This window comes from Allobosea sp. GW823-FHT01F03 (genome assembly GCF_058798075.1).
In genome coordinates, this window is sequence record NZ_CM179505.1 from 2,221,860 (window position 1) to 2,240,801 (window position 18,942).

Sequence of the window (18,942 nt, forward strand, 5' to 3'; positions counted from 1 at the left end):
TCGCGCATGTCCTCGAAGCGATGCGCGCCCGTCGGCACAAGGCTCGCCGGACAGCTTTCGCCGGTGCCGGAAACAGGTGATGCGCCGCCGCCACAGCCGGCTCTGCATTAACCGGGAGCGCGACTTCTTAACGCGTCGTTAACCATATCTGGCCAGTTTCGCCGCAGGTGCGGAGCTTGGAGCCAGCATGAGCAAACATGTCGCAGTTCTGATGGGCGGATGGTCCGTGGAGCGCGAGGTCAGCCTGAATTCCGGTGCCGGCTGTGCCGCCGCGCTGGAGCAGGCCGGTTTCCGCGTCACCCGGGTCGACGTCCAGCGGGACGTCGCGGCGGTGCTCGACAAGCTCCGGCCCAACGTCGCCTTCAACGGGCTGCATGGCCGCTTCGGCGAGGATGGCACCATCCAGGGTCTGCTCGAGATCATGGGCATCCCCTATACCCATTCCGGCGTGCTCGCCTCGGCGCTCGCCATCCGCAAGGACAAGGCCAAGATGGTGGTCGCCGCGGCCGGTGTTCCGGTCGCGCATGGCGTCAACGTCTCGCGCTTCGAGGCCGCCAAACGCCATGTGCTTCAGCCGCCCTATGTGCTCAAGCCGATCGACGAGGGATCCTCGGTCGGGGTCGTGATCGTTAAGAAAGGCCGCGAGCATCCACCCCAGGAAATAGCCCGGCCGGACTGGCCCTGCGGGGACATGCTGCTGGCCGAAAACTTCATCGCCGGACGCGAGCTGACCTGTGCCGTGATGGACGGCAAGTCATTGGGGGTGACGGAGATTCGGGCGGCGACGGGTGAGTTTTACGACTACGACGCAAAATATGCGAAAGGCGGTTCGTTCCATATCTGCCCCGCTCAAATTTTACCGAATATTTACCAGCGGATCGAAGAGTGTGCGTTAACGGCGCATCAAGCAATCGGGTGCCGCGGCGTCAGTCGTTCCGACTTCCGATATGACGACGAGACCGACACTCTCGTCTGGCTGGAAGTGAACACGCAGCCCGGCATGACCGAAACCAGCCTGGTACCCGAACTGGCCGCCCACGCGGGCATGAATTTCAGTGAGCTCGTCACATGGATGGTGGAGGACGCCTCCTTAAATCGGTGAATGCGGTGCTGGCCGGTGCTGGTCCGATGAAGCCGATGCACGCTGCGGGGCCTCAGCTCCTCGTCGGCGAGCGCTCGCGCCGCTGGTTTCGCGGCTCGCGGCGCAGCGCCTTCGCGCTGCCCCTGGCGCAGCGCCTGCCACGCGGCCTGGGCTCCTGGCTGGCGGTCGGTTTCCTGGCGCTCTCGGCGACGACGGGTGCTGCCCTCGGCGGCCATTTCGAGACGCTGCGCGAGACCTATGGCGAACCCAAGCATGCGCTGGCACGGCTGATCGGCCTCGGCATCGACCGCGTGACGATTTCCGGCCTGACCGAGCTTTCCGAGATCGAGGTGCTGGTCGCCGCCGGCATCGATCCGAAGATCTCGCTCGCCTTCTTCGACGCCGACGAGGCGCGCCGGCGGCTCGAATCGACGCCGCTGATCCGCGAGGCCTCGGTCCGCAAGCTCTATCCCGGGGAGATCGCGATCAACCTCGTCGAGCGCGAGCCTTTCGCGCTCTGGCAGTCGAAGGGCGATCTCTTCCTGATCGCGGCCGACGGCACGGTGATCGATCGCATGGATGACGGCCGCTTCGCCCATCTTCCGCTGGTCGTCGGGGTCGACGCCAATCTGCGCGCTCGCGACTATGTCGCCCTGCTCGCCGCGGCCGGCCCGTTCGCCTCGCGCATCCGCGCCGGCAGCCTGGTCGCCGGCCGCCGCTGGAATCTCAAGCTCGACACCGGCATCGACATCCGCTTGCCCGAAACCGAAACCGAAACCGGCGCTGCGCTGAAGCGGCTGGTCGGCCTCGAGCAGGATTTTCGGATCAGCGAGAAGGACCTTATCGCCATCGACCTGCGCCAGCCCGACCGCGTGACCATGCGCCTGACCGAGGAGGGCGCGGCCGCAAGGGCCGAGCTGCTCAAGAACAAGGGCAAGAAGAAGGGAGGCGAGGCATGAGCCTGACCTCCCAGGGCCTGACGCCGCGGATGCGGCCGCTTTCCTCGCGCAAGAGCGCGACGCTGTCGATCCTGGACATCGGCACGAGCAAGGTCGTCTGCCTGATCGCCGAGCTCAATCCGGCGGAAGCGAACGAGCGCCTGCGCGGCCGTACCCATGTCGCCCGCATCGTCGGCATCGGCCATCAGCGCTCGCTCGGCCTGAAGGGCGGTGCGATCATCGATCTCGACAGCGCCGAGCGCGCCATCCGGGCCGCGGTCGACGCCGCCGAGCGGATGGCCAAGGTCGAGGTGCAGTCGGTCATCGTCAATCTGACCGGCGGCCGGCTGAACTCGCAGCACTACCAGGCCAGCGTCGAGCTGCGCGGCGGTTCCGTCGGCGATTCCGACGTGAAGCGCGTGCTCGCGGCCGCGGCCAACCATGCGATCCGCCCGGGCAAGGCGGTGCTGCATGCCTTGCCGACGGGCTATGCCCTCGACGGTTCGCCCGGTGTGCTCGATCCGCGCGGCCTGATCGGTGGCTCGCTCTCGGTCGACATGCATGTCGTCGCCTCCGAGGCGGCCGCGGCGCGCAACGTCATGCTCGCGGTCGAGCGCTGCCATCTCGAGGTCGAAGCCGTGGTCGCGACGCCTTATGCGGCCGGGCTTTCCGTGCTGGTCGACGACGAGGCCGAGATGGGCGTCGTCGTGGTCGACATGGGTGGCGGCACGACCTCGCTCGGCGTCTTCGGCGGCGGTCACCTGACCCATGCCGACGCCATTGCGGTCGGCGGCAACCACATCACCATGGACGTGGCGCGCGGGCTTTCGACCCGGGTCTCGGCGGCCGAGCGACTGAAGACGCTGCACGGCTCGGCGATCTCGAGCCCGTCCGACGATCGCGACACCATCGCGGTGCCGCAGGTCGACGACGATGAGCGCGACATGCCCAACCATCTGGCGAAGTCGCATCTGGTGCGGATCATCAAGCCGCGCGTCGAGGAGATCCTCGAACTGGTGCGCGACCGGCTCAAGGCCGCAGGCTTCTCGGCCGAGGCCGGAAGGCGCGTCGTCCTGACCGGCGGCGCCTGCCAGCTCACCGGCATGCCGGAGGTCGCGCGGCGCGTGCTCGGCGGCCAGGTCCGTACCGGGCGGCCGCTCGGCATCCGCGGCTTGCCCGAAGCGGGCAAGGGCCCGTCCTTCGCCGCTGCGGTCGGCCTTCTGGTCTATCCGCAGGTCGCCCATGTCGAGCATTTCGAGCCGCGGGCCGGCGCATCCTACTTCGCCCATGCTGCCGACGGGTATTTCTCGCGCGTCGGCCGCTGGCTGAAGGAGAGTTTCTGAGTGTTGCGATCCGCATGGCCATCCGGCTGGGCGGAGCGGAGTGAGTTCTTGAGAAACGGGGCCGCGGCCCCTGGCGTGGAATACGGGACGGCGCCCGCCAGGGACCGGACGGAAATTTGAAAGAGGCAATCATGGCGATGAATCTGCAAGCCCCGGACATCCGGGAACTGAAGCCCCGAATCACCGTGTTCGGCGTCGGCGGCGCCGGCGGCAACGCGGTGAACAACATGATCGAGGCCGGCCTCGACGGGGTCGATTTCGTCTGTGCCAACACCGATGCCCAGGCCCTGGCGCTGTCGCGCGCTCCGCGGATCATCCAGATGGGCCTGCAGGTCACCGAAGGCCTCGGCGCCGGCTCACAGCCGGAGGTCGGGCGCGCGGCGGCCGAGGAGGTCGCCGACGAGATCCGCGATCACCTCGCCGGCGCCCATATGGTCTTCATCACCGCCGGCATGGGCGGCGGTACCGGCACCGGCGCGGCCCCGGCCATCGCCCGTGTCGCCCGCGATATGGGGATCCTCACCGTTGGCGTCGTCACCAAGCCGTTCCAGTTCGAAGGTCACCGCCGCATGCGCATGGCGGAGGCCGGCATCGGCGAGCTCAACGAAGCCGTCGACACGCTGATCGTCATCCCGAACCAGAACCTGTTCCGTGTCGCCAACGAGAACACCGGTTTTGCCGACGCCTTCGGCATGGCCGACCAGGTGCTCTATTCGGGCGTCGCCTGCATCACCGACCTGATGGTCCGTCCCGGCCTGATCAATCTCGACTTCGCCGACGTCCGCGCCGTGATGCGCGGCATGGGCAAGGCGATGATGGGTACCGGCGAGGCGCAGGGCGAGAAGCGCGCGCTGTCCGCCGCCCAGGCCGCGATCAACAACCCGCTGCTCGACGATGTCTCGATGAAGGGTGCGCGGGGCCTGCTGATCTCGATCACCGGCGGCCGCGACATGAAGCTCTACGAGGTCGACGAGGCCGCCACCCGCATCCGCGAGGAGGTCGATTCCGAGGCCAACATCATCGTCGGCGCGACTTTCGACGAGGCGCTCGAAGGCACCGTCCGCGTCTCGGTCGTCGCGACCGGGATCGACAAGCCGGTAAGCTCGCAGGCCGAGGTCGACGCGACCGAGGCGCGCATCGCCGAAGTGGCCGAGCGGCTGAAGGCCGAGGCGCGCCTGCGCTCTGCGGTTCCCAATATCCGCACGAACGCTGTCCCGATGCCGGCCGCCGTGCCACAGCCGGAGCCGGCCCCGGAACTTCGCCTGCCGCTGGCGCCGGAACCGGTTCGCCAGGCCGCGCCGAGCTTCGCCGCCGATGTCCGCATCGAGCCGGTGCAGCCGCGCCAGGCTGTGGTCGCGCCGCCCATGCCCGCCCCCGCGCCGATCGAGGCCGAGTTGCCGCATCTGGAAGACAGCTTCATTCCGCCCGCGCCGGAGCGCGCCGTGATCCGGCCGACCCGCATGCCGCGGATTGAGGACCTGCCGCTGCCGGCGCAGAATCAGATCGCGCAGACCCGCGCCGCCGTGGCCGCGCCGCCGCCGGCCGTCTCCGCCGACCAGAAGCGGATGTCGCTGATGCAGCGCCTGGCCTCCGTCGGCTTCGGCCGCAAGGAGGAGGAGGTCGCCGAGGCTCCGGCGCCAGCACCGCGTTCGGTGCCGCCGGCGCCGGTGGCGCCGCCGAGCGCGGCTCATGCCGAGTTCATGCGCCGTCCGGCCGCGCCGCAGGCCTCTCGCCCGGCTCAGGGCCAGCTCGATCCGCTCGGCCGCGCCGCTCCGAGCCGTCCCGCCGAGGACGATCATCTGGAGATCCCGGCCTTCCTGCGTCGCCAGTCGAGCTGAGCTCGCGCTGGTCTCGGGACCGGTTTTAAACAACGAGCCCGGCGCAAGCTTGCGCCGGGCTTTTTTTAACGTCAAAAAAACCATGTACATCAATTGGATGGTTAGGTTTTTGGCGCTCCTTGAATCCTGTTACAGAGCGAAAGAAAGCGTGATTTTGAAGCCCCGCCTCCTGCGCTTATCTTGCAGGGCAACACCGGGGAAGACGGATTCGGGGCCATGCTCTGGATCCTTCGTTTCAAGGGAACCGCGATCGATCACCAGATTGGTGGCGCCGTCAGGCGCCGGGCTGGATCGTCGCGCTAAGGATCGGATAAGAGTATGATGGCTGACCGGCAGACGACCCTTCGCTCGCCCGTGACCCTTGAGGGCATCGGCGTTCATTCGGGAGCTCCCGCCTGCCTGTGCCTGCGCCCCTCTGCCGCCAATACCGGTGTCGTCTTCCTCCGCAAGGGGCTCGAAGGCGGCCATGAGCAGCTGATCCACGCCCGCCACAACAAGGTCAGCGCCACCGAGCTCTGCACCGTGGTCGGCGAGCAGGCTTCCGGTTCGGTCGCCACCATCGAGCATCTGATGTCGGCCTGCGCCGGTCTGGGGCTGGACAATGTCCTGGTCGAGATCGACGGTCCGGAAATGCCGATCATGGACGGCAGCGCCTCCGAGTTCGTCAAGGCGATCGAGGCGGCCGGAATCGTCGCGCTCGGCGCTGCCCGCCGCTATCTCAAGGTGCTGCGTACGGTCCGCGTCGAGAACGGCCGCGCCTTCGCCGAGCTGTCGCCCGCCGAATCGGGTTTCCGGCTCGATGTCGAGATCGATTTCGACACCTCCGCCATTGGCCGTCAGCGCAAGATTTTCGATCTCGATCCGGAGGCCTATGCCCGCGAGATCTCCCGCGCCCGCACCTTCGGCTTCATGCGTGATGTCGAGCAGCTCTGGAAGGCCGGCTTCGCGCTCGGCGCCTCGCTCGACAACACCGTCGCCATCGGCGACGACAAGGTGATCAATCCTGACGGCCTGCGCTATGCCGACGAGTTCGTGCGCCACAAGGTGCTCGACGCGGTGGGCGATCTCTCTTTGGCCGGTTACCCGATGCTCGGCGAGTTCCGCTCCTATTGCGGCGGCCACCGGATGAACATCCGTATCCTCGAGGCACTCTTTGCCGATCGCGCCAATTACGCGATCGTCGAGGCCGAGCCGGTCTACGCGCCGCGCGCCGTCCAGATGGCGGCCAGCGTGCCGATGCCGGCGGCTCTTGCGCCCGATCTGCACTGAAAATCGGCGACTGAACGACGCCACGCCTTGCATTCGCCGGTTTCCTGTCGGAAGCACGGCGCCGATTGCATTGCATGAAGCGCCCTTCATGGTTGGCGAAATGGCGACTTCTGGAGTAAAGCCATTTTCGCCCGCCCTCGAAAGCGGCGCTGAAGGACGGATGAAGTGAGCGTCATGCGGCTGAAGACATTCAATACCGGCGAAATGGCGGGCGGCGGCAAGCGGCTCGCGCTCGTGTTCTCGCTGGCGGCCGCGCTCGGCGGCTGCGACACGCTGAGCTCGATCAATCCGTTCGACCGCCCGGAAGTCTACAAGCCCGAAGTGCTGCCGACGGTGCCGGCCGACAAACTCTACAATGAGGGCCTGGCACGACTCCAGAACGGCGACAGCGAAGGCGCGAGCAAGAAGTTCGAGGAGATCGACAAGCAGGCGCCGTTCTCGCCCTATTCGCGCAAGGGTCTGATTCTCACCGCCTATTCGAACTATCAGGCGAGCCGCTGGGACGACGCGATCACCGCTTCCAAGCGCTTCCTGGCGCAGAACCCGGCGAGCCCGGACGCGGCTTACGCGCAGTACATCCTAGCGATGTCCTATTTCAACCAGATCCCGGATGCGACGCGTGACCAGGAGCGGACGGAGCAGGCGCTGCGGGCGATGCAGGAGTTGCTCGACCGCTATCCGAAGTCCGAATACGTCGTCGACGTGCGCGAGAAGATGCTGGTCGCGCGCGACCAGCTCGCCGGCAAGGAGATGAATGTCGGCCGCTTCTATCTCGAGAAGCGCAATTATGCCGGCGCCGTGAACCGTTTCCGCGACGTCATCACCAAGTACCAGACGACGCGCCATGTCGAGGAGGCGCTGATGCGCCTGACCGAAGCCTATATGGCGCTCGGCATCACCAATGAGGCGCAGACGGCTGCGGCGGTGCTGGGGCATAATTTCCCCGACAGCCCCTGGTACAAGGACGCCTATTCGCTCCTCGAAAGCGGCGGATTGCAGCCGCGCGAAGATCGCGGCTCCTATATCAGCCGGCTGTTCAGCGGTTTCAGCCGCACCGTCACCGGCCTGATCCGCTGAACCCGCGGGCGCGCGGAAACGGCCTTGCCGTGCACGCCCCGTCCGCTCGGCTTTCGCTACGGTCCGCTTCCGGCGGCCGCGCCCCGCATCTGCGCACCGGCTGAGTCCGCATCATGCTCGCCCAGCTCTCGATCCGCGACATCGTTCTGATCGACCGGCTCGATCTGGCCTTTCATGACGGGCTCAGCGTGCTCACCGGCGAGACCGGCGCTGGCAAATCGATCCTGCTCGACGGTTTCTCGCTCGCCCTCGGCGGGCGCGGCGATGGCGGCCTCGTCCGCCACGGCGAGACGCAGGGCCAGGTCAGTGCCGTCTTCGATCTGCCGCTCAGTCATCCCGCGCGAGCGCTGGCGCAGGCGCAGGAGATCGACACCGATGGCGATCTGATCCTGCGCCGGGTGCAATATGCCGACGGGCGGACCCGGGCTTTCATCAATGATCAGCCGGTCAGCGTCCAGATTTTGCGCATGGTCGGCGCGGCATTGGTCGAGATCCATGGCCAGCATGACGACCGGGCGCTGACCGACCCGGCCCAGCATCGATCGATCCTCGACGGTTTCGGCGAGCTGACGCGGCAGGCCGGCGAGGTCGCGCAGGCCAGCGACGTGCTGAAGCGTGCCCGCCAGGCCTTGCAGAGTCAGCGCATGCGGGTCGAGACCGCGCGCAAGGAAGCGGATTTCCTGCGCCACGCCGTCGCCGAGCTCGGCAAGCTCGCGCCAGAGCCGGGCGAGGAGGAGGCTCTGGCGGCTCAGCGGCAGGGCATGATGCAGGCCGAGAAGGTCGCGCGCGATATCGCCGAGGCTTATGAGGCGGTCGGCGGTGGCGCCTCGCCGGTTCCGGGCCTGTCCGGCGTGCTGCGCCGGCTCGAGCGCCGCGCCGTGCAGGCGCCGGGCCTGATCGATCCCTCGACGGCGGCGCTGAACACCGCGATCGTGGCGCTGGAAGAGGCGGGCGAGGCGCTCGCGGTGGCGATGCGCGCGGCCGAATATGATCCGCGCGTGCTCGAACGGGTCGAAGAGCGCTTGTTCGCCCTGCGCGCCGCGGCGCGGAAATTCGACGTGCCGGTCGATGCCTTGCCGGCGCTGGCCGAGACCATGGCGGCCGATCTTGCGGCCCTCGACGAGAGCGAGGGCTCGCTGAAGCGGCTCGAGGCGGAACTGGCCGAAGCGGAAGCCGCCTATATCGCCGGTGCGACCGCGTTGTCTGCCGGCCGGGTTCGTGCCGCCTCCGCACTCGATGCAGCCGTCAAGGTCGAGCTGCCGCCGCTGAAGCTGGAGCGAGCCCGCTTCATCACCCAGATCGACAGCGATCCCGAAGCGCGCGGGCCGGAAGGTTTCGACCGCGTCGAGTTCTGGGTCGAGACCAATCCGGGCACGCGGCCGGGCCCGATGATGAAGCTCGCCTCCGGCGGCGAGCTCTCGCGCTTCATGCTGGCGCTGAAGGTCGTGCTGGCCGAGCGCGGCTCGGCGCCGACTCTGGTCTTCGACGAGATCGATACGGGGGTCGGTGGCGCCGTCGCCGATGCGATCGGCGAAAGGCTGGCGCGGCTGGCGGCCCGGGTGCAGGTGGTCTCGGTGACGCATGCGCCGCAGGTCGCGGCCAAGGCAGGACGACATTTCCTGATCGCCAAATCGGCGCAGGCGGGCGAGGACGCCAAGGAGCGCACGGTCACCCGCGTCACGCCGCTGGAAGTGGAGACGCGCCGCGAGGAGATCGCCCGCATGCTCGCCGGGGCGTCGATCACCGAGGAGGCGAGGGCGGCGGCGGCAAGGCTGCTCGCCGCTGCCGGGATACGCGGCTGAGGTCTTCAGGCCGGGACCAAGTCGTATCCGGGCTTCTTTTCGACGACACGCCTGAAACCTTCGATATGACCGCCTGAGACAATCCAGGCTTCGCGAGCGGCGCGTGCGAGGATCGCGCCGCGGGAGGCACGGGCAGTGGCGGCGTCGAAGTCGTAGATGAAGCCGATATCTGGATCGCTGGCCTGCAGATCGGAGAGATGCAGCGCATCGCCCCAGAGCAGCAGGCTCTCTTCGCCCTCGATCAGATAGCCGCTATGGCCGGCGGTGTGGCCGGGGAGAGGGATCAGCGTGATGCCGGGCCGCACGCTACCTGCCGGGACGGAATGGATGCGGTCGCCATAGTGCCTCTTCACCGCTGCGGTGATTGCAAAGCCTCCCTGCCGGTTCTGTGGTGTCTGCGCGCGATTGCCTTCGTCTCCGAAGAAGACGAAATCCGCCTCGGGCACGATGATCTCGGCTTTCGGAAAACGGGCGCGTTCGCCGTCGAACAGGCCGAGCGCATGGTCGCCGTGAAGATGCGTGATCAGGACACGCTCGACCTGTTCGGGAACGATGCCTGCCTTGGTCATGGCGGCGGGCGCATGACCCATCGCCTCGCCCCAGGAAGGGCCGGTGCCGGCATCGATCAGCGTGATGCCGTCGGCGCCCTTCAGGGCGAAGCAGTTGACGGGGATGCGGACCTTCGGCTTGGCCCAGCGCATCACGGCTCCGTCGCGAGCGGCTTCGCCTCCGGCATGGATCAGGACATCGAGCGGCGCCTCGAAGACGCCATCGTCCAGGATGAGCACGTCATAGGGGCCGAAACGCCGCCAAGTCTCGCTCATGTTCACTGGCCCCCTCCGATGCATTCTGCTTAGATCACGTGGCTCTCGCCGCCGACAGCGGCGCTGTCGGCATGGCCGGTCTCCGCGGCCGCATACGGGATGAGCCGATGCTGCATTCCCTTTTCCCGCGATTTCCTCTATGTGCAGCGCAATATCGCGGTGCCGCGTCCGGCGCCGCCCCTCGTTCTGCGTGCTGCCCACCCGCCAGCTGCAATCTAAGGCCTGACATCGATGTCCTTCATCTCCACGAGTGCGCCGCTCGCGCGTGCGCTCGCCGAACGCAATTACAGCGAGCCGACGCCGGTCCAGAACGCGGTTCTCGAAGCCGCGGCGGCCGGGCGCGACCTGCTCGTCTCCTCGCAGACCGGCTCGGGCAAGACCGTGGCCTATGGGCTCGCCATCGGCGAGACGCTGCTTGAGGGCGCCGAAACGCTCGGCCGCGCCGGCAAGCCGCTGGCACTGATCATCGCGCCGACGCGCGAGCTGGCGCTCCAGGTCCAGCGCGAGCTGAACTGGCTCTACCAGCAGGCCAATGCCCGCGTGATCTCCTGCGTCGGCGGCATGGATCCGCGTCGCGAGGCCGCCTTGCTCGACGAGGGGGCTCATATCGTGGTCGGCACGCCCGGCCGCCTGCGCGATCATATCGAGCGGGGGCGGCTCGACGTCTCCGAGCTGCGCGCGGTCGTGCTCGACGAGGCCGACGAGATGCTCGATCTCGGCTTCCGCGATGATCTCGAATTCATCCTGAAGACCGCTCCCGAGGACCGGCGCAGCCTGCTGTTCTCGGCGACGCTGCCCAAGGCGATCATCGCGCTCGCCAAGAGCTATCAGCGCGACGCTCTGCGCATCGAGGTCGCCGGAGCCGATCGTGGCCATGCCGACATCGAATACAAGGCGGTCCGGGTCTATCCGAAGGAGGCCGAGCTCGCGGTCGTCAACCTGCTGCGCTGCCATGACGCTGCCTGCGCGCTGGTGTTCTGCAACACCCGCAATGCGGTGCGCCATCTCGAGGCCGCATTGCTCGAGCGCGGCTTTGCGGCGGTCTCGCTTTCGGGCGAACTCGGCCAGAGCGAACGCAACTCGGCGCTGCAGGCGCTGCGCGATGGGCGTGCCCGCGTCTGCGTCGCGACCGACGTCGCGGCGCGCGGCATCGACCTGCCGGGGCTGACCCTGGTGATCCATGCCGAGCTGCCGAACGATCCCGAGGTGATGCAGCACCGCAGCGGCCGCACGGGGCGCGCCGGGCGCAAAGGCACGAGCGTGCTGCTGGTGCCGCCTTCGCGCCGTCGCAAGGCCGAGATGCTGCTCGGCGCCGCCGGGGTGCAGGCTCTCTGGGGCGGCCCGCCGAGCCAGGACGAGATCCGCGCGCTCGACCAGGAGCGCCTGCTGCAGGATCCGCTGCTCTCCGGCGAGCCGGGCGAGGACGATGCCGGGATGATCGAGGCGCTGCTCGCCGGGCGTTCGGCCAATGAGCTCGCCGCGGCGCTGGTCAGGGTCTATCGCTCGCGCCTGCCGGCGACCGAGGAAGTCGGCGACCCCGGTTTCGGCCGCGAGGCCGGGCGCGCGCTGCGTGCGCCCGAGGACTATGCCAGACCGCGCGACCGCGCCGGGCCGCGTTTCGACAATGCCGATCCGGATGCCCCGCGCAAGGCCGGGCCGCGTGGCGACACGGTCTGGTTCCGCCTCAATGTCGGCCGCAAGGACGGCGCCGATCCGCGCCAGCTGCTGCCGATGCTATGCCGGCGCGGCAAGATCACCCGCGACGAGGTCGGGGCGATCCGGATCTTCGACAAGGAGACCAAGGTCGAGATCGATGCTGATGTCGCCGAGCGCTTCGCCTCGCTGACGAGCGCTCCCGACCGCGACAGGGTCGTGATCGAGCTGGTCACGGGCGAGGAAGAGCGCCGGCCGGCAAAGCCTTTCGCCGAGAAGGCGCACCACGGCAAGGCGCCGCGGCGTGACGATGCGCCGGCTGAGCGCGGCTTCCGCAAGCCTTATGAAGGCAAGGGCAAGCCGTTCGGCCGGGAGAATACTCGCGAAACCTACGATCCGGTCAGTCGCGATCGCGAGCCGCCGGCCGATGCGGCGGAGTTCCCGCGCGGCGGCAAGCCGTTCGCCGGCAAGCCGAAGCATGGCGAGCGGGATTTCGGCGGTGCGAAGCCGTTCGGAGCCAAGAAGGCGTTTGGCGAGAAGAAGCCCTTCGCCGACAAGAAGCCCTTCGGCGCGAAAAAGCCGTTTGCGGGCAAGAAGCCGCGTCGCGACGATCGTTGAGCCGTTTCGTCCTAGTCCTTCCCGGTCTCCAGATCGCCGAGCGTCCTATCGGACGCGCGCGGGCGATCTAGAGGCCGCAGGAAGCGGATTCCACTTTCGGTCCGGTGCTCAGCGCAGGCCGAGGAAGGACAGGATCGCGAGGACGACGACGACAAGACCGACGATGTAGATGATGTTGTTCATGGCGGAACCCCCCGTTGGTTGCGTCAAGCCGCTCCGGCGCGGCATCAGGCTGCGGCGTGCCTGCCGCAGCCGTTAGAGAACGCGCTTTCGCGCGCCATTGTTCCCCGCCCGTAGAGCGAGCGCGCCTCGCCTGATGCAATTTGTCGCCGTGCTTTCGTCACCCGATGGCTCGAAGTTCGTGGCGGAGTGGCCGCTCGTTGGTCGCTCCGCTGTCCTTGGCGCAGGAGATGTCGATGCGAACTCAATCCATGGCCGCGGGCGCGCTGCTCGCCTTTGCTCTCGCGGTCGGTCCGGCCGTCGCCGCCCCTCCTTCGAACGCCAAGCCCCTGTCCCAGATCGTCGCCGGCATCGAGGCCGTCAGCGGTTTTGCGAGCATCAAGGAGGTGGATTGGGACAGCAACGGCTACTGGGAGATCGAGTACTTCAAGACCGACGGCTCGAAGGTCGAGGTCAAGATCGACCCCGTGACCGGTTCGCCGCGGAGTGACCGGCTGAGCGTCGGCCGCCGAACTTCTTTTGCAAATAAGAGGCGGCCGTCGCCCCGGCGCACGCTCTCGAAGGACCGGGTTCCGATCCTTCCCGATTGCCTGCGCGCTCGGGGACGACGCTAGCGCGGCACGACCTTGCGGTAGATGTGCCAGCTCGCATGGCCGAGGATCGGCATCACCACCATCAGCCCGACCAGCACCGGCAAGGTGCCGAGCACCAGCAGCGCGGTGATCGTCAGGCCCCAGCACATCATTGCGCGCGGGCTCGCCTCGACCGCAGCGATCGAAGTCCGCACGGCGGTGCCGATGTCGACATGCCGGTCCAGCATCAGCGGGAAGGAGACGACGGTCAGCGAGAAGGCGGTGATGGCGAAGAGCAGGCCGAGCGCATTGCCGACGATGATCAGCGTCCAACCGTTCACGGTGGTGAAGAGCGGCACCAGGAAGCTCTCGGCCGAGGTCAGCGGCAGGCTGCCCATCAGCCAGCGATAGAGCAGCCAGGCGCTGAGCAGCCAAGCGATGAACAGTCCGGTCAGCAGGCCGCCGAGCGTCGCGATCGGCCGGATCGCCGGGGATTTCAGCACGGCGAAGGCATGAAGCCAGGACGAGTTGATGTGGAGCTCGCGGCGGCGGCTGATTTCATAGAGACCGACCGCGGCGAAGGGCCCGAGCAGGGCGAAGCCGCCGAGCAGCGGGAAGAGCAGCGGGAAGATGTTGTAGCTCACGGTCAGCCGGGCGATGACGATGCCGGCCACCGGATAGATCAGGGCGAGGAAGAGCAGATGGCTCGGCTGCGCCATGAAGTCGGCATAGCCGCGCCGCAGCGCGTCGCCGATGTCGCCGAGCGTCAGCGCACGGACGGGCAAAGCCTCGGCGGGCCCGGTGGCGTGCATGGAACTCATATTGGGGTGCGGGTGGGTGCTGTTGATATCGGCCATGGCGATCATTCCGGTTCCGGCCCGGTTCGCCTCGGTGGCCCTGACGTAATCCCTGGTTCGAGAGCCTTGAGGCGTCGAGCATCCAATTGTCAGCGCGGCGAGCTTACACCCAGAGGGCTCCTGTCACAAATCGACGAGCGGAAACGTGACAAGGGGAGCTTCGCAGGGGCTGGCCCCTGCTCTAGAACAGCGATATGGCTGCCAATGTTCCCACCCCCGTCGAAGACCTGACGCCCGAAGCGGCGCGTGCCGAGCACAAGCTGCTCGCCGCCGAGATCGCCGCGGCCGATCGCGCCTATTTCCAGGACGATGCCCCGATCCTGGACGACGCCGTCTATGACGAGAAGCGCCGGCGGCTCGATGCGCTGGAAGGTGCCTTTCCCGAGCTGAAGGGTGCCGAGGCGCTCTCGGACAAGGTCGGTGCCAGGCCGTCGGGCAAGTTCGCCAAGATCCGCCATCGCGTGCCGATGCTCTCGCTCGGCAATGCCTTCTCCGACGAGGATGTCAGCGATTTCGTCACGCGGGTGCGCAGCTTCCTCGGCCGCAAGGACGACCAGCCGATCGCCTTCACCGCCGAGCCCAAGATCGACGGGCTTTCGCTCTCCCTGCGCTATGAGAAGGGCGAGCTCGTCAGCGCTGCGACGCGCGGCGATGGCGAGGAGGGCGAGGACGTCACGGCGAACGCCCGCACGATCGTCGAGATTCCGCAGCGGTTGAAGGGCAACGACGTTCCGGAAGTCGCCGAGGTGCGTGGCGAGGTCTATCTCGGCCATGCCGACTTCGCCGCGATCAACCAGCGCCAGCGCGAGAAGGAGGAACGGGAGTTCGCCAATCCGCGCAATGCCGCCGCCGGCTCTCTTCGCCAGCTCGATGTCTCGATCACCGCCTCGCGCCCCTTGCGCTTCTTCGCCTATGCCTGGGGCGAGATGCCGGTCCTGCCGGCGGAGACCCAGCTCGGCATGGTCGAGACCTTCGCGCGCTGGGGATTTCGCACCAATCCGTTGATGGTCCGCTGCGGGAGCGTGGACGAGCTGCTGGCGCATTACCGGCTGATCGAGGCGCAGCGGGCGACGCTCGGCTACGATATCGACGGCGTGGTCTACAAGGTCGACGAACTGGCACTGCAGGCGCGGCTCGGCTTCGTCGCGCGCGCGCCGCGCTGGGCGATCGCGCACAAGTTTCCGGCCGAACTCGCGACCACGGTGCTGGAAGCCATCGACATCCAGGTCGGCCGGACCGGGGCGCTTTCGCCGGTGGCGCGGCTGAAGCCGGTCACGGTCGGCGGCGTCGTCGTCACCAATGCGACGCTGCACAACGAGGACTACATCCGCGGCTTCGATTCGAAGGGCGAGACGATCCGCGGCGGCAGCGATATCCGCATCGGCGACACCGTCACGGTGAAGCGGGCTGGCGACGTGATCCCGCGCGTCGAGGCGGTCGATCTTTCGAAGCGTCCGGCCGATGCGAAGCCTTATGAGTTTCCGACGAGCTGCCCGGTCTGCGGCTCGGATGCGGTGCGCGAGCATAATCCGCGCTCGGGCAAGGAGGATGCGGTGCGCCGCTGCACCGGCGGGCTGATCTGCGCGGCGCAGGCGGTCGAGCGTCTCAAGCATTTCGTCTCGCGCGACGCGCTCGACATCGACGGGCTCGGCGACAAGCAGATCGAGTTCTTCCACGCCGATCCCGATCTGCCAGTGAAGGAACCGGCCGATATCTTCACGCTGGCTGAGCGCGATCAGGCGAACCTGAAGAAGCTCAAGGACAAGGAAGGCTTCGGCACGACCAGCACGAAGAAGCTGTTCGAGGCGATCGAGGACCGGCGCAAGCCGCCGCTCAACCGCTTCATCTTCGGACTCGGCATCCGCCATATCGGCGAGACCAATGCACGGCTGCTGGCGCGACATTACGGTTCCTTCGAAGCCCTGCAGGCCGCCTGCCTTGCCGCCGAGGCCCCCGAAAGCGAGGAGCGCGCGGCACTCGACGCGATCGACGGCGTCGGCCCGACCGTGGTCGAGGCGCTGCTGCAATTCTTCGCCGAAGCCCATAATCAGGAGATGCTGGCGCGGCTCCTGACGCAGGTCGCGCCGCAGCCGCTGGAAGAGGTCGCCTCCTCGAGCCCGGTCGCCGGCCAGATCGTCGTCTTCACCGGGGCGCTGGAGCGGATGACCCGCGACGAGGCCAAGGCGATGGCCGAGCGGCTCGGCGCCAAGGTCGCCGGCTCGGTCTCCTCGAAGACGAATTTGCTGGTGGCGGGGCCGGGCGCCGGCTCGAAGCTCAAGGATGCCGCCAAACACGGCGTCAAGGTGATCGACGAAGCCGGCTGGTTCGAGCTGGTGGGAGGGTAATGCGGCCGTCATGCTTGCCCTCGTGGCGAGCATCCACGTCTTGAACACCGCGCTGCCCGAATGAAGACGTGGATGGTCGGGACAAGCCCGACCATGACGGGAAATGCCGCCTAACCGCGCCCCGCCGCCAGCGAGCAGATCATCCGCGCGACCTCGTAGGACTTCTCGAAGGCCGGGACCGGCAGAAATTCGTAGCGCGAGTGGAAATTATAGGCGCCGGTGAAGAAGTTCGGCGTCGGCAGGCCGCGCGCCGAGAGCGCGGCGCCATCGGTGCCGCCGCGCATCGGGATCTGCTTCTTCCGGATCTGCAACGCCTCCAGCGCGGAAAATAGCAGCGCGACCGGGCGCTCGTCCTGCCCGAGGCTGTCATGGATGTTGCCATAGGTGTCGGTGATCAGGCACTCGACGCGGCCGGTCGGATAGAGTGCGGCGATCTCGGCCGCGACCGTGCCGATCCGGCGCTTGCGTGCCGCGAAGCCCTCCTTGTCGAAGTCGCGGATCAGCGCGCCCAGCTTCGCCTCGCTCGGATTGGCGGTGATGCTGTTGAACCAGACATAGCCCTCGCGCCCCTGCGTGTTCTCCGGTGTCTCAGCCCGGTCGAAGCGGGCGATGAAGTCCTGCGCCATCAGCACTGGGTTCACCAGCACGCCCTTGGCCGACATCGGATGGGCGCTGACGCCGGTGAGGGTGATCTCGGCCGCGGCGGCGTTGAAATTCTCGATCACGACCTCGCCGAGCTCGCAGCTGTCGATCGTATAGGCGAAGTCGCAGGCGAAACGGGACAGGTCGAGCGCCTTGGCGCCGCGCAGGCCGATCTCCTCGTCGGGCACGAAGGCGACGAAGATGTCGCCATGGGCGTCCTGCGGGCCGAGATTGGCGAGCAGGGTCATGATCACCGCGATCGCCGCCTTGTTGTCGGCGCCGAGCACGCTGGTGCCGTCGCCGGTGATGATCTCCGCGCCGACCCAGTCGCGCAATTGCGGGTGCTCGGCGACGCGCAGCCGGATGTCCTGCTCGCGGTTGAGGCAGAGGTCCTCGCCTTCGAAGCGCAGGATCTGCGGCCGGATCTCGGGCGAGAGCCCGGCATCGAAGGTGTCGAGATGGGCGATGAAGCCGATCTTCGGCGCATCGGCTACGGTACCGGGCTTTCGCGCCGTGACGGTGGCGTGCCGGTCGAGCACGACGTCTTCGAGGCCGAGCGTTCGCAATTCGTCGGCGAGCAGCTCGGCGAGGCGCTGCTGGCCCGGCGTGCTCGGCAGCGTCACCGCCTTGGCGTCGCTCTGGCTCGCGACGGAGAGATAGCGGAAGAAGCGCTCGATCAGCTGCTGGCGAATGCTCATGGTCGTCGGTACTCGTTCGCGGATCTTCGGATCATGTCCGTCATTGCGAGCGTAAGCGAAGCGATCCGGGAGCGGCAGTGCTCTATGCTTCCCTGGACTGCTCCGTCGCTTCGCTCTTCGCAATGACGGGCAACCCTCCGGCAGGGGAGGCTTCGATCGGCCGGGTCGCGGGGATCGGAGGCTCGGCATGGCGGAAATGGCTCGGCGGCTTGCCGATGACCCGCTTGAAGGCGCGGCTGAACGAGGCTTCCGAATCATAGCCGAGACGGCGAGCGACCACCGCGATCTTCATTCGGTCGCGCACCAGCCATTGCCTCGCCTGATGCATCCTGACCTGGGCGACATAGCGGCCCGGCGTCTCGCCGACGATCGCAGCGAAACGCTCGGCGAAGGCCGAGCGCGAGGCGTGCATCACTTTGGCCAGCGCATCGACCGTCCAGTCCTCGCTCGGATTGAGATGGATCGCGGCGAGGACGCGCCCGATATCGGGATCGCGGGCGGCGGCGACCCAGCCGGTGGCGCTGCCACAGCCGCGCTCGACCCAGGAGCGGATCAGCGCCGCGGCGACGACATCGGCAAGGCGCGTCAGGATGCCGCCGGCGCCGACCCGCTCGAGCGTGAGCTCGCAGGCCATGGTGGTCAGGAGCGGCGGGATGGCCGGCTCGTGCACCGCCATTTCGTGCACCCACATCAGCTCCGGCATCATCCTGAGCATCGGGTGCTGGGCGTCGACGTTGAAGCAGAGGCTGGCGCTGAAGAACAGCGTCGCTTCGCTGTCGGCGCTTGCTTCTGCGCCGCCGCCCCGCGCCTCGGCGATCTCGCCGCAGCATGGCCGGAAGGTGCAGTGTCCAAGCGGCGTCGCCGAGGCGCCGGGGGCGCTGGCGAGCACATGCTCGGCGCCGCGGGGCATCAGCACGGCGTCGCCCTGCTCGAGCCTGACCCAGTCGCCCTCGGGCGTGCGCAGCCAGCAGCCATGCTCGGCCATGAAATGGAAGCGCGCTGCGGCCTGTGCGGGAAACAGCAGGCACCAGGGGGTGGTCATCTGGTAGCGGGCGTAGTCGACACCTTCGAGCCGCAAGCCGCGCAGCATCTCGGTCAACGGATCGGCCGATAGGGTTCTGGACGAATGGTCAAGCATTGTGGATTTCCTAACATGGAAGCTCCAGGTCGTCACGCCTAACTCCGGTGTCCGATCTTTCCGGAGC

14 protein-coding genes are annotated in these 18,942 nt (G+C 67.6%); 10 read left to right on the forward strand and 4 right to left on the reverse strand.

Annotation, left to right across the window (positions count from 1 at the left end):
• The first annotated feature begins 187 nt into the window (after positions 1 to 187).
• The 7 genes from AC3RCC_RS10485 (at position 188) to recN (ending at position 9,348) form a co-directional block, all read left to right on the forward strand.
• Entirely contained in the window at positions 188 to 1,102 is a 915-nt protein-coding gene (locus tag AC3RCC_RS10485) for a D-alanine--D-alanine ligase (RefSeq protein ID WP_492258377.1), read from the forward strand.
• 26 nt (positions 1,103 to 1,128) lie between these two features.
• Positions 1,129 to 2,040 carry a cell division protein FtsQ/DivIB gene (locus AC3RCC_RS10490; protein WP_492258378.1) on the forward strand — a complete coding sequence of 304 codons (912 nt, stop codon included), beginning with the start codon at positions 1,129 to 1,131 and terminating at the stop codon, positions 2,038 to 2,040.
• A complete protein-coding gene (gene ftsA, locus AC3RCC_RS10495; protein WP_291636805.1) occupies positions 2,037 to 3,362 on the forward strand; it encodes a cell division protein FtsA in 1,326 nt (441 codons plus the stop codon). Before AC3RCC_RS10490 ends, ftsA begins: the two co-directional genes overlap by 4 nt.
• Before the next feature lie 131 nt (positions 3,363 to 3,493).
• Positions 3,494 to 5,200, forward strand: coding sequence for a cell division protein FtsZ (gene ftsZ, locus AC3RCC_RS10500; RefSeq protein WP_492258379.1), 1,707 nt, complete (start codon positions 3,494 to 3,496; stop codon positions 5,198 to 5,200).
• Between the two features lie 318 nt (positions 5,201 to 5,518).
• Complete coding sequence (lpxC, locus tag AC3RCC_RS10505; protein WP_492258380.1) at positions 5,519 to 6,469, forward strand: UDP-3-O-acyl-N-acetylglucosamine deacetylase; 951 nt, start codon at positions 5,519 to 5,521, stop codon at positions 6,467 to 6,469.
• A 174-nt stretch (positions 6,470 to 6,643) separates the two neighbouring features.
• Positions 6,644 to 7,546, forward strand: a complete 903-nt coding sequence (locus tag AC3RCC_RS10510; protein ID WP_291636810.1) for an outer membrane protein assembly factor BamD — start codon at positions 6,644 to 6,646, stop codon at positions 7,544 to 7,546.
• A 113-nt stretch (positions 7,547 to 7,659) separates the two neighbouring features.
• Complete coding sequence (gene recN / locus AC3RCC_RS10515; protein ID WP_291636812.1) at positions 7,660 to 9,348, forward strand: DNA repair protein RecN; 1,689 nt, start codon at positions 7,660 to 7,662, stop codon at positions 9,346 to 9,348.
• 5 nt (positions 9,349 to 9,353) lie between these two features.
• On the opposite strand, the gene aidB is transcribed toward recN, so the two are convergent.
• Positions 9,354 to 10,172 carry an AidB family quorum-quenching N-acyl homoserine lactonase gene (gene aidB, locus AC3RCC_RS10520; protein WP_492258381.1) on the reverse strand — a complete coding sequence of 273 codons (819 nt, stop codon included), beginning with the start codon at positions 10,170 to 10,172 and terminating at the stop codon, positions 9,354 to 9,356.
• A 231-nt stretch (positions 10,173 to 10,403) separates the two neighbouring features.
• Between aidB and AC3RCC_RS10525 the strand changes: the two genes are divergently transcribed.
• Both AC3RCC_RS10525 and AC3RCC_RS10530 read left to right on the forward strand, forming a co-directional pair.
• Positions 10,404 to 12,443 (forward strand): DEAD/DEAH box helicase, encoded by a 2,040-nt coding sequence (locus tag AC3RCC_RS10525; RefSeq protein WP_492258382.1) that lies wholly within the window; start codon positions 10,404 to 10,406, stop codon positions 12,441 to 12,443.
• A 380-nt stretch (positions 12,444 to 12,823) separates the two neighbouring features.
• Positions 12,824 to 13,237 (forward strand): PepSY domain-containing protein, encoded by a 414-nt coding sequence (locus AC3RCC_RS10530; RefSeq protein WP_492258383.1) that lies wholly within the window; start codon positions 12,824 to 12,826, stop codon positions 13,235 to 13,237.
• Here the strand turns inward: AC3RCC_RS10530 and AC3RCC_RS10535 are convergent.
• Entirely contained in the window at positions 13,234 to 14,052 is an 819-nt protein-coding gene (locus AC3RCC_RS10535) for a DUF2189 domain-containing protein (RefSeq protein WP_492258384.1), read from the reverse strand. The two genes, AC3RCC_RS10530 and AC3RCC_RS10535, sit on opposite strands and share 4 nt — an antisense overlap.
• 194 nt (positions 14,053 to 14,246) lie before the next feature.
• Between AC3RCC_RS10535 and ligA the strand changes: the two genes are divergently transcribed.
• A complete protein-coding gene (gene ligA / locus AC3RCC_RS10540) occupies positions 14,247 to 16,397 on the forward strand; it encodes an NAD-dependent DNA ligase LigA (RefSeq protein ID WP_492258385.1) in 2,151 nt (716 codons plus the stop codon).
• A gap of 110 nt (positions 16,398 to 16,507) precedes the next feature.
• Here ligA and pepT read toward each other — a convergent pair whose 3' ends face one another.
• Together pepT and AC3RCC_RS10550 are read right to left on the reverse strand one after the other, a co-directional pair.
• On the reverse strand, positions 16,508 to 17,737 hold the full coding sequence (gene pepT, locus AC3RCC_RS10545; RefSeq protein ID WP_291646976.1) for a peptidase T: 1,230 nt from the start codon (positions 17,735 to 17,737) through the stop codon (positions 16,508 to 16,510).
• 82 nt (positions 17,738 to 17,819) lie between these two features.
• The gene (locus AC3RCC_RS10550) at positions 17,820 to 18,875 is read right to left on the reverse strand and encodes an AraC family transcriptional regulator (protein ID WP_291646975.1); all 1,056 of its coding nucleotides are present in this window, start codon (positions 18,873 to 18,875) and stop codon (positions 17,820 to 17,822) included.
• Positions 18,876 to 18,942 lie beyond the last annotated feature (67 nt).